Annotated in this window: 15 protein-coding genes; 3 read left to right on the plus strand and 12 right to left on the minus strand. The window is 53.4% G+C overall.

Annotation, left to right across the window (positions count from 1 at the left end; translation table 11 throughout):
* Nucleotides 1-10: 10 nt before the first annotated feature.
* The 5 genes from SK35_RS21560 to pmbA form a co-directional block, all read right to left on the minus strand.
* Entirely contained in the window at nucleotides 11-310 is a 300-nt protein-coding gene (locus SK35_RS21560; protein ID WP_048215063.1) for a DUF4312 family protein, read from the minus strand.
* Between the two features lie 2 nt (nucleotides 311-312).
* Entirely contained in the window at nucleotides 313-675 is a 363-nt protein-coding gene (locus tag SK35_RS21565) for an SFCGS family glycine-rich protein (RefSeq protein ID WP_048215064.1), read from the minus strand.
* 10 nt (nucleotides 676-685) lie between these two features.
* Nucleotides 686-994 (minus strand): glycine dehydrogenase, encoded by a 309-nt coding sequence (locus tag SK35_RS21570; protein ID WP_003025758.1) that lies wholly within the window; start codon nucleotides 992-994, stop codon nucleotides 686-688.
* A gap of 332 nt (nucleotides 995-1,326) precedes the next feature.
* Nucleotides 1,327-1,713: a cytochrome b562 gene (cybC, locus tag SK35_RS21575; RefSeq protein WP_003025756.1), complete on the minus strand. Its 387-nt coding sequence runs from the start codon at nucleotides 1,711-1,713 to the stop codon at nucleotides 1,327-1,329.
* Between the two features lie 86 nt (nucleotides 1,714-1,799).
* Nucleotides 1,800-3,152: a metalloprotease PmbA gene (gene pmbA / locus SK35_RS21580; protein ID WP_048215065.1), complete on the minus strand. Its 1,353-nt coding sequence runs from the start codon at nucleotides 3,150-3,152 to the stop codon at nucleotides 1,800-1,802.
* Between the two features lie 95 nt (nucleotides 3,153-3,247).
* Between pmbA and yjgA the strand changes: the two genes are divergently transcribed.
* A complete protein-coding gene (gene yjgA, locus SK35_RS21585; RefSeq protein WP_008786039.1) occupies nucleotides 3,248-3,799 on the plus strand; it encodes a ribosome biogenesis factor YjgA in 552 nt (183 codons plus the stop codon).
* Between the two features lie 99 nt (nucleotides 3,800-3,898).
* Here the strand turns inward: yjgA and mpl are convergent, their stop codons facing one another.
* Nucleotides 3,899-5,275, minus strand: coding sequence for a UDP-N-acetylmuramate:L-alanyl-gamma-D-glutamyl-meso-diaminopimelate ligase (mpl, locus tag SK35_RS21590; RefSeq protein WP_003830388.1), 1,377 nt, complete (start codon nucleotides 5,273-5,275; stop codon nucleotides 3,899-3,901).
* Nucleotides 5,276-5,450: 175 nt separating this feature from the next.
* On the opposite strand from mpl, the gene fbp reads away from it, so the two are divergent.
* Nucleotides 5,451-6,449, plus strand: a complete 999-nt coding sequence (gene fbp, locus SK35_RS21595; protein ID WP_003830390.1) for a class 1 fructose-bisphosphatase — start codon at nucleotides 5,451-5,453, stop codon at nucleotides 6,447-6,449.
* A 76-nt stretch (nucleotides 6,450-6,525) separates the two neighbouring features.
* On the opposite strand, the gene SK35_RS21600 is transcribed toward fbp, so the two are convergent.
* The 5 genes from SK35_RS21600 to ytfQ form a co-directional block, all read right to left on the minus strand.
* The gene (locus SK35_RS21600) at nucleotides 6,526-7,638 is read right to left on the minus strand and encodes a methyl-accepting chemotaxis protein (RefSeq protein WP_075551217.1); all 1,113 of its coding nucleotides are present in this window, start codon (nucleotides 7,636-7,638) and stop codon (nucleotides 6,526-6,528) included.
* Between the two features lie 103 nt (nucleotides 7,639-7,741).
* Nucleotides 7,742-8,743, minus strand: a complete 1,002-nt coding sequence (gene yjfF, locus SK35_RS21605; protein WP_048215066.1) for a galactofuranose ABC transporter, permease protein YjfF — start codon at nucleotides 8,741-8,743, stop codon at nucleotides 7,742-7,744.
* Entirely contained in the window at nucleotides 8,730-9,752 is a 1,023-nt protein-coding gene (ytfT, locus tag SK35_RS21610) for a galactofuranose ABC transporter, ATP-binding protein YtfT (RefSeq protein WP_048216362.1), read from the minus strand. The genes yjfF and ytfT overlap by 14 nt, the downstream gene beginning before the upstream one ends.
* 13 nt (nucleotides 9,753-9,765) lie before the next feature.
* The gene (ytfR, locus tag SK35_RS21615) at nucleotides 9,766-11,268 is read right to left on the minus strand and encodes a galactofuranose ABC transporter, ATP-binding protein YtfR (protein WP_048215067.1); all 1,503 of its coding nucleotides are present in this window, start codon (nucleotides 11,266-11,268) and stop codon (nucleotides 9,766-9,768) included.
* Between the two features lie 103 nt (nucleotides 11,269-11,371).
* Nucleotides 11,372-12,328, minus strand: coding sequence for a galactofuranose ABC transporter substrate-binding protein YtfQ (gene ytfQ, locus SK35_RS21620; RefSeq protein ID WP_008786033.1), 957 nt, complete (start codon nucleotides 12,326-12,328; stop codon nucleotides 11,372-11,374).
* A gap of 309 nt (nucleotides 12,329-12,637) precedes the next feature.
* On the opposite strand from ytfQ, the gene ppa reads away from it, so the two are divergent.
* The gene (ppa, locus tag SK35_RS21625; protein ID WP_003025726.1) at nucleotides 12,638-13,165 is read left to right on the plus strand and encodes an inorganic diphosphatase; all 528 of its coding nucleotides are present in this window, start codon (nucleotides 12,638-12,640) and stop codon (nucleotides 13,163-13,165) included.
* 382 nt (nucleotides 13,166-13,547) lie between these two features.
* Here the strand turns inward: ppa and SK35_RS27170 are convergent, their stop codons facing one another.
* Nucleotides 13,548-13,745 (minus strand): colicin immunity domain-containing protein, encoded by a 198-nt coding sequence (locus tag SK35_RS27170; RefSeq protein ID WP_075551219.1) that lies wholly within the window; start codon nucleotides 13,743-13,745, stop codon nucleotides 13,548-13,550.
* Nucleotides 13,746-13,772 lie beyond the last annotated feature (27 nt).

Below are 13,772 nucleotides of genomic sequence, written 5' to 3' on the forward strand. Positions count from 1 at the left end.
TAATAGAAAATCAGCGTTGCGTAACGAAATCCACCTTGTCGAGATTGATGGCAGTCACGTTGACGGTCACGTCCAGCTCCACGCTGAAAGTGCGTCTTTCCCGGCGCAAAAAGAGGAATAAAAACGCCTCTTTACGCACCGATTCACGCGCTTGAACAACCTGCACATCCTGTGGCTCAATACGCAGTAAGATATGCGGCGACGCTTTCATCACCGCAGCCTGAACGTGGTTCAGGGCATCGGCAAAGGCGCGAGCTTTGGTCTCGCCCTTACCCGTGACTCTCACCATGGTGGTGAATTGCTCTTTCATGCTTAAGCGCCGTGTTTCTTTTGCCACGCCTGCACCAGGCGCTCGCCGAGCTCTTCTTTGTCCATAAAGCCGAATCCCAGTACGTTGCACCCTTCGTTGATGGCGGTTACCCCTTCATCGACCGAGCGCATGCCGTATTTCGCCTTGTAGCCGTATTTGGTCTGCGTGGTAATCGCACCCGCACCACCGCTGCCGCAAAACGAGATACCAAAGGTGGCGTTTTCCGCTTTCATCACGTCACCCAGCTTCATATCTGCTGCAACGCCCGGCACCACAACGGCACGGCCACCCGCTTTCTCTACGCCTGCCGCCACTTTCTGGCCTTTACCCAGACGATCGCCAATCACTACGGTAATCTGTTCCATCTTTTGCTCCTTAAAGGTTGTCTTTCGCGACTTCGAAGTGCACCGACAGCAGCCAGGCCTCTTCCTCAGGAAGATTGCCAAACTCGGCGACCACGTCGCGGGCAAGCGCCATTGATTCGGCAGATATTTCATCAAACAAGCTTGCATCGACCTCTGGTAAGGGTTCACCCGTTACCGAGCGGTGCGCCATGGCGCGAACATGCGACGTCAGCATCTGTTCCTGTACGGCGTTGGGAATAATGTTGCGTTCACGCAGCAAGGCATACACCTGCGCCAGCATGCGGTCGGCCAGTTCCACCGATTCCCCCATGTCATTCATTACAGCTCCGTTATTCACTCGTCTTACCCCGTTAATGTCTCTGAGGATAAATTAGCGACGGAGGTTATGAGTTTGTAGCGAGTTGTTTTCCACTTCGAAGTGGAAAGGTGTGCAGCGATAGTGATCTGTGCCGCAAAAAGAGCTGGAACCACGATTTATCACTGGAAGAATGTGATTGAGATCGCAAGAGCGAGCAGAAAAATGGAAGGAAGTGCGAACAATGAATGGGCGATAAAAATGAAAAAATGTGATGGGGATAGCGTTTACTTATGGGACGTGCAGTAGCGGGGTGTTGTATCCGACCTACGGGTATGCAGGTCGGATAGCGCAGATTAGCGGAACTTCTTGTGGTTTTCGTTGCGCGTGGTTTTCAGCTCTTCCGCAACGGCTTTCGCCTCTTTAACTTTACCTTCGTTCGCCAGCTTCAACGCACCGTCGATCTGACCGATCAGCGTGTCAAAGCCGTGGCGGAAATCCTTCATCTCCGGGCTGTCCGGGGATTTGTTTTCCAGCTTCGGCGGCGTTCCCTTTTGCGCGTCCAGCGCAGCTGCACGCATTTTGGTTAACGCATCTTTCAGTTCAGTCGCATTATCCGTTTTTTCGACGATTTTCAGGTTGTCGTTGAGGATCCCCATATCGTCTTCAAGATCGGCTGCAAACGCAGAAGAACCAAGAACCAGCGTTGAAGCTGCGACGATCGCTAACAGGTGTTTACGCATTGCTCACTTCCTTTTTTATTATTCAAAAATAAACAAACGCCAGATACCCTCAATAATTCACGCCACAGCTTGAAGTATGACGGGTATTATTGCCCGGCGATCTTCATCTCCGGCAACAGGACCGAACCACACTGAATATTACTGCGCGTTTCAATATCGTTGCCGACGGTGACGATATTACGCCACATCTCTTTTAAGTTACCAGCGATGGTAATTTCACTCACCGGGTACTGAATTTCGCCGTTTTCGACCCAGAAGCCCGCCGCGCCGCGCGAGTAATCGCCGGTAATGCCGCTTACGCCCTGTCCCATCAGCTCGGTAACCACAAGACCTGTGCCCATCTCTTTGAGCAACTGCTCGAAGCTTAGACCCTGTCCCGGAATTCGCCAGTTGTGGATCCCGCCTGCATGTCCGGTGCTCTTAAGCCCCAGCTTACGTGCAGAATAATTGGTCAGCAGCCACTGAGTCAGCACACCGTCTTTAATAATGTCGCGGCGTTTGGTCCGTACGCCTTCGCTGTCGAACGGTGAAGACGCCAGCCCTTTCAGCAGGTGCGGATGTTCTTCAATGGTCAGCCATTCCGGCAGAATTTGCTTGCCCAGCGAGTCGAGCAGGAAGGTGGATTTGCGGTACACCGAGCCGCCCGCAATGGCGCCAACCAGGTGTCCGAACAGTCCGGTCGCCACTTCATTGGCGAAAATCACCGGCGCTTTCATGGTGGAAAGCTTTCGCGGAGACAGGCGAGATAAGGTACGGCGAGCGCAGTCTGCCCCCACCCACTCCGGCGTTTGCAGATCGCCCATCGCCCGGCCAATGGTGTAAGCGTAATCACGCTCCATATCACCATTTTCTTCTGCGATTACGCAGCTGGAAAGGGAATGGCGCGTGGAGCAGTAGCCCTGCAGCATACCGTGGCTGTTGCCAAACACTTTGATACCATAGTGGCTGTTAAAGCTGCCGCCTTCGGTGTTGGTGATGCGTTTGTCGGCCTGCAACGCCGCCTGTTCAGCGCGGGCAGCAAGTTCGATAGCTTCGTCAGGGGAAACTTCCGCCGGGTGGAACAGGTCCAGATCGGGCGCATCAAAGGCCAGCAGTTCTTTATCTGCCACGCCCGCACACGGATCCGGCGATGTGTAACGTGCAATGTCCAGCGCGGCCTGCACGGTGCGTGCAATCGCCTGCGGACTTAAATCGGTGGACGATGCGCTGCCCTTACGGTTCTGGTGGTAAACCGTAATCCCCAGTGCACCATCGCTATTGAATTCGACGTTCTCCACTTCACCATAACGGGTGCTGACGCTAATACCCGTGGTCTTGCTCACAGCGACTTCCGCGCCATCCGACTTACCTGATGCTAATTCCAGTGCCGTCGAGACTGCTTCTTCCAGAATCTTACGCTGCGCTTCAACTTGTGAGATTACTTTCATCGCAAATGCCATAATGTAGAGAGAGTTTCTCTGAAGTCTAACAGAGAACCGTTTTTCAGTGCGCATCTTAACTGGTAACATTAGCCTCTTTTTTTAAGGAGCCTGACATGACTAAGCAGCCCGAAGACTGGCTCGACGACGTTCCCGGTGATGACATCGAAGACGAAGACGATGAAATTATCTGGGTCAGTAAAAGTGAAATAAAACGTGACGCCGAGGAGTTAAAACACCTGGGTGTGGAACTGGTAAAACTGGGGAAAAACGCGCTGGATAAAATCCCGCTCGATGCGGATTTACGTGCCGCGATTGAGCTGGCCCAGCGTATTAAGATGGAAGGTCGCCGTCGTCAGCTGCAGCTGATTGGCAAAATGTTGCGCCAGCGCGATGTTGATCCTATCCGTCAGGCGCTGGACAAGCTGAAAAACCGTCACAACCAACAGGTCGTTGTCTTCCATAAGCTGGAGCAACTGCGTGACCGTATGGTTGACGGTAGCGATGAAGCTATCGAAGAAGTGATGAACCTGTGGCCTGACGCCGACCGTCAGCAACTGCGTTCGCTGGTGCGTAACGCCAGGAAAGAAAAAGCGGGCAACAAGCCGCCAAAATCTTCCCGCCAGATCTTCCAGTATCTGCGTGAACTGGCGGAAAACGAGGCCTAACCTCTTCGTCCGCCGAAAGTGCCGGATGGCGGTGCAAATACCTTATCCGGCCTACGATCCGTTGTAGGCCCGGTAAGCGTAGCGCCACCGGGCATTTTTTTACTCTTCTTCTGCCTGAGCTTTCTTCGCCAGACCATCCAGCAGTTTTTGATGAATACCGCCAAACCCGCCGTTGCTCATCACCAGAATGTGATCGCCAGGCTGTGCGGTTTTCACCACCATATCTGCCAGTGCATCCACATCGCCGCTCCAGTGTGCCGGCTGAACGCAGGCTTCAGCGACTTCTGCTACCTGCCACGGAATGTGCGGGGGTTGCAGCAGGAACACTTCGTCTGCACGCCCTAACGACGGCGCCAGATCGTCTTTGCACAGACCCATTTTCATGGTGTTCGAGCGAGGTTCCAGCACCGCGATGATGCGCGCCGTGCCGCCCACTTTACCGCGCAGTGCCGCAAGCGTTGCCAGAATGGCCGTCGGGTGATGGGCAAAATCGTCATACACCGTCACGCCATTGGCTTCACCGCGCAGCTCAAGACGGCGACGGGCGTTGATGAACGAGCCCAATGCATTGGCCGCATCCGCAGGCACGACGCCAACATGACGCGCGGCTGCAATCGCCATCAGGCCGTTGTGCATGTTGTGCTCGCCCACCAGGCCCCACTTCACTTCGCCGACTTTTTCACCGTCCAGCCACACTTCCCACTCGGAGGCATCGGTGGTCAGCTTTTTCGCCTGCCAGTGACCTTGTTCGCCCACCAGCTCTTGTTCGCTCCAGCAGCCCATCGCCATCGTCTGTTTCAGATTGATGTCGTTTTCCGGGTAGATGATGCGTCCCTGGCCCGGCACGATACGCACCAGATGGTGGAACTGTTTCTGAATAGCTTTAAGATCGTCAAAGATATCCGCGTGATCGAACTCAAGATTATTGAGGATCAGCGTGCGCGGGCAGTAATGTACGAATTTAGAACGCTTGTCGAAGAACGCACAGTCGTACTCATCCGCTTCAATCACGAAGAAGTCGCTCTCGCCGAGGCGCGCGGAAACCTCAAAGTTGCCCGGAACGCCGCCGATCACAAAGCCAGGTTTATAGCCGCAGGCTTCGAGGATCCAGGTCGCCATCCCGGCGGTGGTGGTTTTACCGTGCGTACCCGCAACCGCCAGTACCCAGCGATCGCGTAAGACAAAGTCATGCAGCCACTGCGGGCCTGACATGTACGGAATGTTCTTTTCCAGCACCGCTTCCACGCACGGATTACCACGGGTCATGGCATTGCCGATGATCACCAGGTCCGGCTGCGGGTCGAGCTGGCTGGCATCGTAACCCTGAATCAGATCAATGCCTTGCTTCTCAAGTAAGGTACTCATCGGCGGATACACATTGGCGTCCGAACCGGTTACTTCATGACCGAGCGAGCGCGCCAGCATCGCCAGACCGCCCATGAAAGTGCCACAAATTCCCAAAATATGAATGCGCATACGTCACTATCCTTTTTTAATCTGGGGGCCATTTTACGCACATGTCCGGCAAGTGAGAAACGCATTTCAGGATATTCCGCAGTTTGCTGGCGCGATTCACCTAAGCGCAGCAATGGAAATATTTGTTAATATTGTTGCGGTCGCTTTACTCCACATAAATTGCAGGGAAAGTGTTATGAAAACGTTAGGTGAATTTATTGTCGAAAAGCAGCACGAGTTTTCTCATGCTACCGGTGAGCTCACTGCTTTGTTGTCGGCAATAAAGCTGGGCGCCAAGATCATCCACCGCGATATCAATAAGGCCGGTCTGGTCGATATCCTGGGTGCCAGCGGTGCTGAGAACGTGCAGGGAGAGGTTCAGCAAAAACTCGATCTGTTCGCGAACGAAAAACTGAAAGCTGCACTGAAGGCGCGCGACATTGTGGCGGGCATTGCCTCAGAAGAAGAAGATGAAATCGTCGTCTTTGAAGGCTGTGAACACGCTAAATACGTTGTGCTAATGGATCCGCTGGATGGCTCATCCAACATCGATGTTAACGTCTCTGTCGGTACGATTTTCTCTATTTACCGCCGCGTAACCCCAGTCGGCACACCGGTCACGGAAGAGGATTTCCTGCAACCGGGCAACAAGCAGGTTGCTGCAGGTTACGTTGTTTATGGTTCTTCCACCATGCTGGTGTATACCACCGGCTGTGGCGTACATGCCTTCACTTACGATCCTTCTCTGGGCGTATTCTGCCTCAGCCAGGAACGTATGCGCTTCCCGGCGAAAGGCAGCACGTACTCCATTAACGAAGGTAACTACATCAAATTCCCGAACGGCGTGAAGAAGTACATTAAATTCTGCCAGGAAGAAGATAAGCCAACCCAGCGCCCGTATACCTCGCGCTACATTGGCTCTCTGGTTGCAGATTTCCATCGCAATCTGCTGAAAGGCGGGATCTACCTGTACCCAAGCACCGCCAGCCACCCGCAAGGGAAACTGCGTCTGCTGTATGAATGCAACCCGATGGCCTTCCTGGCCGAGCAGGCGGGCGGCAAAGCCAGCGATGGTAAAGAACGCATTCTGGATATCACCCCAGAAAGTCTGCACCAGCGCCGCTCCTTCTTCGTGGGGAACGACCATATGGTTGAAGATGTAGAACGCTTTATCCGCGAGTTCCCGGACGCGTAAGTATCATTCATCGCACGGACGTAGGCCGGATAAAACGCGTAGCGTTGCCATCCGGCCTACAAAATCCATCGTCCGGTTACGCTTTCTGTAGCTTAAATACGGCCATTGCTTCGATTAGCGCTGAAGACTGCTCTTCCAGCGAGCGGGTAGCCGCTGAAGACTGCTGCACCAGCGCCGCGTTTTGCTGCGCCGTTTCATCCATCTGAATTACCGCGATATTCACCTGCTCTATGCCGCGACTCTGTTCCTGGGACGCACTGGCAATTTCACGCATCAGTTTGGTCATACGCATAACCTCGGTCGCGATTTCATCCATGGTTTCGCCCGCCTGCTGCGCCAGTTCACTGCCTTCCCCCACATGGGTGTGCGAATCGCTGATTAGCGTACGGATCTCTTTGGCCGCCTCGGCGCTGCGGCTGGCCAGATTACGCACTTCACCAGCCACAACCGCAAAGCCCCGCCCCTGCTCACCAGCTCGCGCCGCTTCAACGGAAGCATTGAGCGCCAGAATATTGGTCTGGAAAGCAATGCCATCAATCACGCTGAGGATGTCGGCGATTCGGCTGGAACTGCCGGAAATATCGCGCATTTTCTCGATCACATAGCACACCATTTCGCTACCGCGATCGGCAGTATCCGACACCGATTTTGCCAGCTGGTGCGCCTGTTCCGCGTTCTGCGCATTCTGTTTCACCGTCGCCGTGAGTTCTTCCATGCTGGCGGCGGTCTGCTCCAGCGAAGTGGCTGTCGATTCAGTGCGTTGCGCCAGATGCTGGTTCCCGGCCGTCAGTTCACGACTGCCAATATCAATTTGCGAGCTGGCATCGCGTACGCGCTGTACCGAGTCGCCCAGCGCATGGCGCATGTCATCCATTGCTGCGTTCAGGCGGTTGAATTCGGCGCTGGCCGACAACGCGGTAACCGGCGACAAATCCCCCGTTGCCAGACGTTCCAGTTGCTCAACCATGTTATCCAACGGTTTGAGAAACTTATTTCGCAGCATAAACCAAATGACCGCCAGCAATGCGATAGCAGCCAACATTGCAGCGCTCATAATACCGTTATAAATCAACGAGGTAATGACACGGGTAGAAGCATATAGCCCCATGCCACCGGTCAGTAACAGCAGGAACGTCAGCAGAGACAATAACACCAACAAACTTGATCGAATTGAAAGGGATTTTGGCATCGTTATATTTCCGGTTGTAGGGTTAAAACAGACCTGTACAGAACCTATCGACTACAACCGGAAAAAGTTTAGGTATTTAAATGTTTTGTGCAAAATCAGGATGTTACTTTGGTGTTGCCGCCGTACCCACTCGGGTAACCGGCGAGCTTTGACGATTTTCCCAAAGCACCGTCAGACCGCGTTGTAACGCTATAAAAATAAACAATAAAATGCCAATCGCGATCTTCGTCCACCAGGAACTTAATGTGCCGTCAAAATTAATGTAGGTCTGGATCAGCCCCTGAATAGCGACGCCAAACAACGTCCCTAACACTGTACCGACCCCACCGCTGAGCAGCGTTCCACCAATCACAACTGAGGCTATCGCATCCAGTTCGACGCCAACGCCCGCCAGCGCATAGCCCGCCTGGGTGTAAATGGAAAAGACAATGCCGGCAAGCGTCGCAAGCCCGGTAGACAGCATATAAATGCGGATGGTGGTGCTGCGGGTTGAGATGCCCATCAGGTTGGCAGAAGTGGCGTTGCCGCCAATCGCGTAAACCTGATTACCAAAGCGCGTACGGTGCGCCAGGAATATGCCGATGACGACAACCGCCAGCATCAGCAATCCCATCGCGCTCAGGCGACCACCGCCGGGAATTTTCCATGCCAGGCTTGAGAGCATGTCATAAACCGGATGGTTAATTGGGATGGATTCTTCTGAGACCAGATAGCTGACGCCGCGCAGGAAGAACATTCCCGCCAGAGTGATAATAAATGCTGGGATCTTCAGCGCATCAATCAGTAACCCCATAAACGCACCAAACGCGCAGCCCATCAGCAAAACCAAAGGGAACGCCAGCAGCGGAGAAATGCCCCAATAGCCAATGGCCTTCGCCAGAAATACGCCGGTAAAGGCGATCACCGAGCCAACGGAAAGGTCGATCCCGCCAGAGAGGATCACGAAGGTCATGCCTACGGCAATAATGCCCAGAAAGGCGTTATCGGTCAGGATATTGCAAATGACCCGGGTGGAAGCAAAAGCGGGAAACTGCGTCAGGCAGTAGAGATAACCCAGCACAAACACGCCGAGGGTGATCATCAGCGGTAAATTACGTTTTATCATGACCACGCACTCCTTTTATCAGGCTGATAAAGCGTTGTGACTGCACGACCAGCACACACAACACCACCACGGCTTTGACCACCTGATTCAGTTCCGGCTGGAAGCCCGACAGCAGAATCCCGGTGTTCATGCCCTGAATAATCAAGGCGCCGATCACCGACAGCAGCAGGTTAAAGCGCCCGCCCATCAGCGACCCGCCGCCGATAACCACCGCCAGGATGGCATCCAGCTCCAGCCATAATCCGGCGTTATTGGCATCTGCCCCGCGAATGTCCGCCGTGACGATAATGCCAGCGATAGCCGCGCACAGGCCGCTCAGCACATAGGTGAGTATCACGATAATGCGGGTGTTCACCCCGGCGTTTTTTGCCGCACGAATGTTGATACCCACCGCTTCGATAAACATACCCAGCGCCGTTTTCCGCGTCAGCAGCCAGAACACCACCAGCGTGAGCAGTGCAATAATTACCGGCGTAGGGAACAGTAAGAGCGAGCCGCTGCCAAACCATGACAGTTCGGGCGAGTTAAAGGTGACGATCTGCCCGGAAGTGATAAGCTGCGCCACCCCGCGCCCGGCCACCATCAGGATTAGCGTGGCGACAAACGGTTGGATCTTGAGGATGGCCACCAGAATCCCATTCCACAGCCCAGCCAGAATGCCGGATCCTAAGGCAGCAAGCAGCACCACCGGCAGACTGTGCCCGGCCACCGTCATCGCCGCGGTAGTGGCGCCAGCAATAGCCATGACGGCCCCCACGGAAAGGTCGATGCCACCGGTTGCAATCACCAGCGTCATACCAATCGCCAACAGCGCCACGGGAGCGGCGCGGTTGAGAATATCAATCGGGCTACCGAACAGCCGACCATCCTGCAAAATCACCTGGTAAAAGTGCGGGGCGACCAGGCTATCCACCAGCAGCACCAGCAGTAACGCCACCAGCTGTGGCATCCCCTTTGGCCAACGGAACCGCCGTTTAGACGGATTGGATTGAGGGAGAGATTGAGGCATCACCATAGTCTCCTTAGGCCGCAATGGCATTCATGATCGCCGGTACGGACAGTTCAGCCAGGGGGATCTCGGCCACCTGTTTGCGATCGCGCATAATAATGACCCGATCGGCATAGCCCACTAACTCTTCCAGTTCGGATGAAATGACCAGCAGCGCCAGACCATCCGCGCACAGCGTTTCGATCAGGCGGATGATCTCCGCATGCGCGCCAACGTCGATCCCACGCGTGGGTTCATCGAGGATCAGGAACTGCGGTTTGGTCAGTAACCAGCGCGAGAGCAGTACTTTTTGCTGATTGCCGCCGGAGAGAAATTCGATCGGTTGCTCAGCGTTCGGAGTACGAATACCAAGCTGGCGGATAAAACGCTCGGCAATCTCGTTTTGCTCTTTCCGGGGAATAGGCCGCAGCCAGCCGCGCTGCGCCTGCAATGCCAGAATGATGTTTTCCCGCACCGAAGCGGCAGCAATAATGCCATCCGTTTTGCGATCCTCCGGACAGAAACCGATCCCCAGACACGAAGCCTGATGTGGCGATCGCAAGGTCTGCGGTTTGCCTTTAATCAGCGCACTTCCGCTGTCGGCGGGTTTAATACCGAAGATCACCTCCGCCGTTTCCGTTCGCCCGGACCCCAGTAGTCCGGCGAGGCCGACGATCTCACCGGGACGCACCTGTAGATCAAATGGCGCGATGGTGCCTTTTTTGCCAAAGCCGCTGAATGCCGCCACCGGTTTATCACTCAGCAACGTGCGGCCCGCACGCTGTAGTGCATGGGTATCCAGTTCACGGCCCAGCATCATTTTGACCAGTTCGATCTGAGGCAGTTCTCGGGTTTCACGGCAGCCAACGAAGCCGCCGTTCCGCAGGACGGTAATGCGATCGCTGACCTGATAAACCTGATCGAGAAAGTGGGTGACGAAGATCAGACTGACGCCCCGATCGCGCAGATGTCGCATCAGGCCAAACAGCATTTCAACTTCCTGGGTATCGAGGCTGGCGGTGGGTTCATCGAGGATCAGCACTTTCGCGGAGAGATCGATCGCCCGACAGATGGCGACGATTTGTTGCATCGCCACGGAAAAGCGGTTCAGCGGCTCGCGCACGTCAAGGGAAAAACCGTATGACGCCATCAGTTCCGTCGCGCGTTTTTCCATCTGCTTGCGCTGAAGCAGGCCAAAACGCCGCGGTTCACGACCAATAAATAAGTTATCGGCAACCGACATATTGGGCAGCAGGTTCACTTCCTGGTACACGGTGCCAATCCCCAGTTGTTGGGCATGGGCGGTGTTTTTGGGGGTGATCGGTTGGCCTTCAAGCCAGATAGTGCCGCGATCGGCATGGTAAACGCCGGTCAGCGCTTTGATGAGCGTCGATTTGCCGGCTCCGTTTTCTCCCAGCAGCGCCATAATCTCGCCACGACGCAAGCTGAAATCCACGTTATCCAACGCTTTGACGCCGGGAAAGAATTTGCTTAATCCTTCGGTGCGGAGGATTTCCTGATGTTGGTCGGTGGTCATGGTTCCCCCTGCATCACGCCGGATGGCGCTACGCTTATCCGGCCTACAAAAGAGCGTAATGTAGGCCGGGCAAGCGCAGCGCCCCCGGCATTTTCATGAAGGCTTAGTAGCCCATGTTTTTCTTCTTCTCTAACTCTTCTTTTGCCGTATCCGGCAGATAGAGGATCGACTTGGTAATGGTCAGCTTCTCAGGCATCGTGCCGTCTTTTTTGAATTTCTCCAGCGCGTCGAATGCCGGGCCGGCCATATTCGGCGTCAGTTCGACGCTGGCGTTGGCTTCACCATCAATCATCGCTTTGTAGATATCCGGTACGCCATCGATAGAACCGGTGAGAATATCTTTGCCAGGTTTCAGGCCCGCTTCTTTGATCGCCTGAATCGCACCGATCACCATGTCATCGTTGTGGGCGTAAACCATACAGATGTTCTTGCCGTTGTTTTCCGCTTTGATAAAGCTCTCCATCACTTCTTTCCCTTTACTGCGGGTGAAGTCACCGGACTGAGAGCGAATAATTTTGATGTTTGGCGCATTAGCGATAGCTTCAGCAAAGCCTTTCTTACGATCGATCGCCACGCTGGCCCCAACGGTCCCTTGCAGCTCAACGACGTTACACGGCTTGCCATCCACTTGTTTAATCAGCCAGTCGCCGATCAATTTACCTTCCAGCACGTTGTCGGCGGTGACGGTGGTCATATAGAGAGATTTGTCTTTTACATCGATGGAACGATCGAGCAAAAAGACCGGAATGTCGGCATCTTTAGCTTCTTTTAACACCGGCTCCCAACCCGTTGCCACGACCGGCGCAATAAAGATGGCGTCGACGCCCTGCGCAACAAATGAGCGGACTGCTTTAATCTGGTTTTCCTGCTTTTGCTGGCCATCAGCGATTTTCAGCGTAATTCCCCGCTTTTCGGCCTCGCTTTTCGCGACGTTGGTTTCTGCGGCGCGCCAGCCGGATTCAGAGCCAACCTGCGAAAATCCTACGGTTAAAGGGGCTGCCATTGCCATAGACGACATGGCTGCCGAAACTGCTGTGACTAAAAGTAAGCGCTTCCACATAAGTGCATCCTCGTAGGGTGATTATTGTTGGTTAATTAACCGTTGCGAAAAAACTATAGACAATTGAGCATGTAACGGATTGCGTTACATCACACTTCAAAAAAGTAAATAAAACGTTAATCACAACTTTGTAATCGCTTTCATCTCACTATGAAAAATGCGGCTGAAGATATGGATTTTTCTGTCACGAGAGAGAGATAAAAAGAAGAAAATGCACGCAGAGAAAGCGAAAACAAGCGGAGACATTCCGCGCGAGTTGGCTATAATACCCGCCACTTGTTTGCCATAGCTTATTTAAAGGAAACAGACATGAGCTTACTCAACGTCCCTGCCGGTAAAGACCTGCCGGAAGATATCTACGTTGTTATCGAGATCCCTGCGAACGCAGATCCGATCAAATACGAAGTTGACAAAGAGAGCGGCGCCCTGTTCGTTGACCGCTTCATGTCCACCGCGATGTTCTATCCGTGCAACTACGGTTACATCAACCACACCCTGTCTCTGGACGGTGACCCGGTAGACGTTCTGGTCCCGACTCCGTACCCGCTGGAGCCAGGTTCAGTGATCCGCTGCCGTCCGGTTGGCGTACTGAAAATGACCGACGAATCCGGTGAAGATGCGAAACTGGTTGCGGTACCGCACACCAAGCTGAGCAAAGAATACGATCACATCAAAGATGTGACCGACCTGCCGGAACTGCTGAAAGCGCAGATCACCCACTTCTTCGAACACTACAAAGATCTCGAAGCGGGCAAATGGGTAAAAGTTGACGGTTGGGACAACGCTGAAGCCGCTAAAGCTGAAATCGTTGCTTCCTTCGAGCGCGCGAAGAAGTAAGTTCGCTTTCTAAAGTCAGCATAATTGATTGAAGCCCCTCGTTTTATGAGGGGCTTTTTTTGATACTACTCTAAAAGATTAGTTTCAGTTCAGGCTTCGTTTCAAAAAAACGTTCCTGCTCCTGCAAATCTATTAACCTACTAGCCCCTTCGGGTATTTTGGTTCTCGAAACCGTTACTCCTGATTTACAGGTCTCACACCAGATAATCTTCCATCCTATATCACTATTATCGAAACCAAGATATTGATAAGAAAGTCCCTTTTCACCACAGTTCAGACAGTCAGTTAACACATATAAACTATCACTCCGCGGCAGGTGTCTTAACCAATCAATATACCTCACTGAATTTTTCATCAATTGATTCATAGAGATGCTTTCAAGCTACACTGACTCGCACCACTGTCTATTCAACCGAGTTATTTCGCTGAGCAACTGACCGTCATCAAGATCATCATCATCTCTTAATTCAGAATCTGAACAATACTGGTCAACCGCAGTAAATACCCGATCCAGATATACTTGAGTGTTGACTTCAAGGTTACTAACATCATCTGATGTCTCTATAGTATCTCCAGGCATCAAGGTATTGCTTATCAAACTCTGAAG

The organism is Citrobacter sp. MGH105, assembly GCF_001037485.2.
GTDB classification, from domain to species: domain Bacteria; phylum Pseudomonadota; class Gammaproteobacteria; order Enterobacterales; family Enterobacteriaceae; genus Citrobacter; species Citrobacter portucalensis.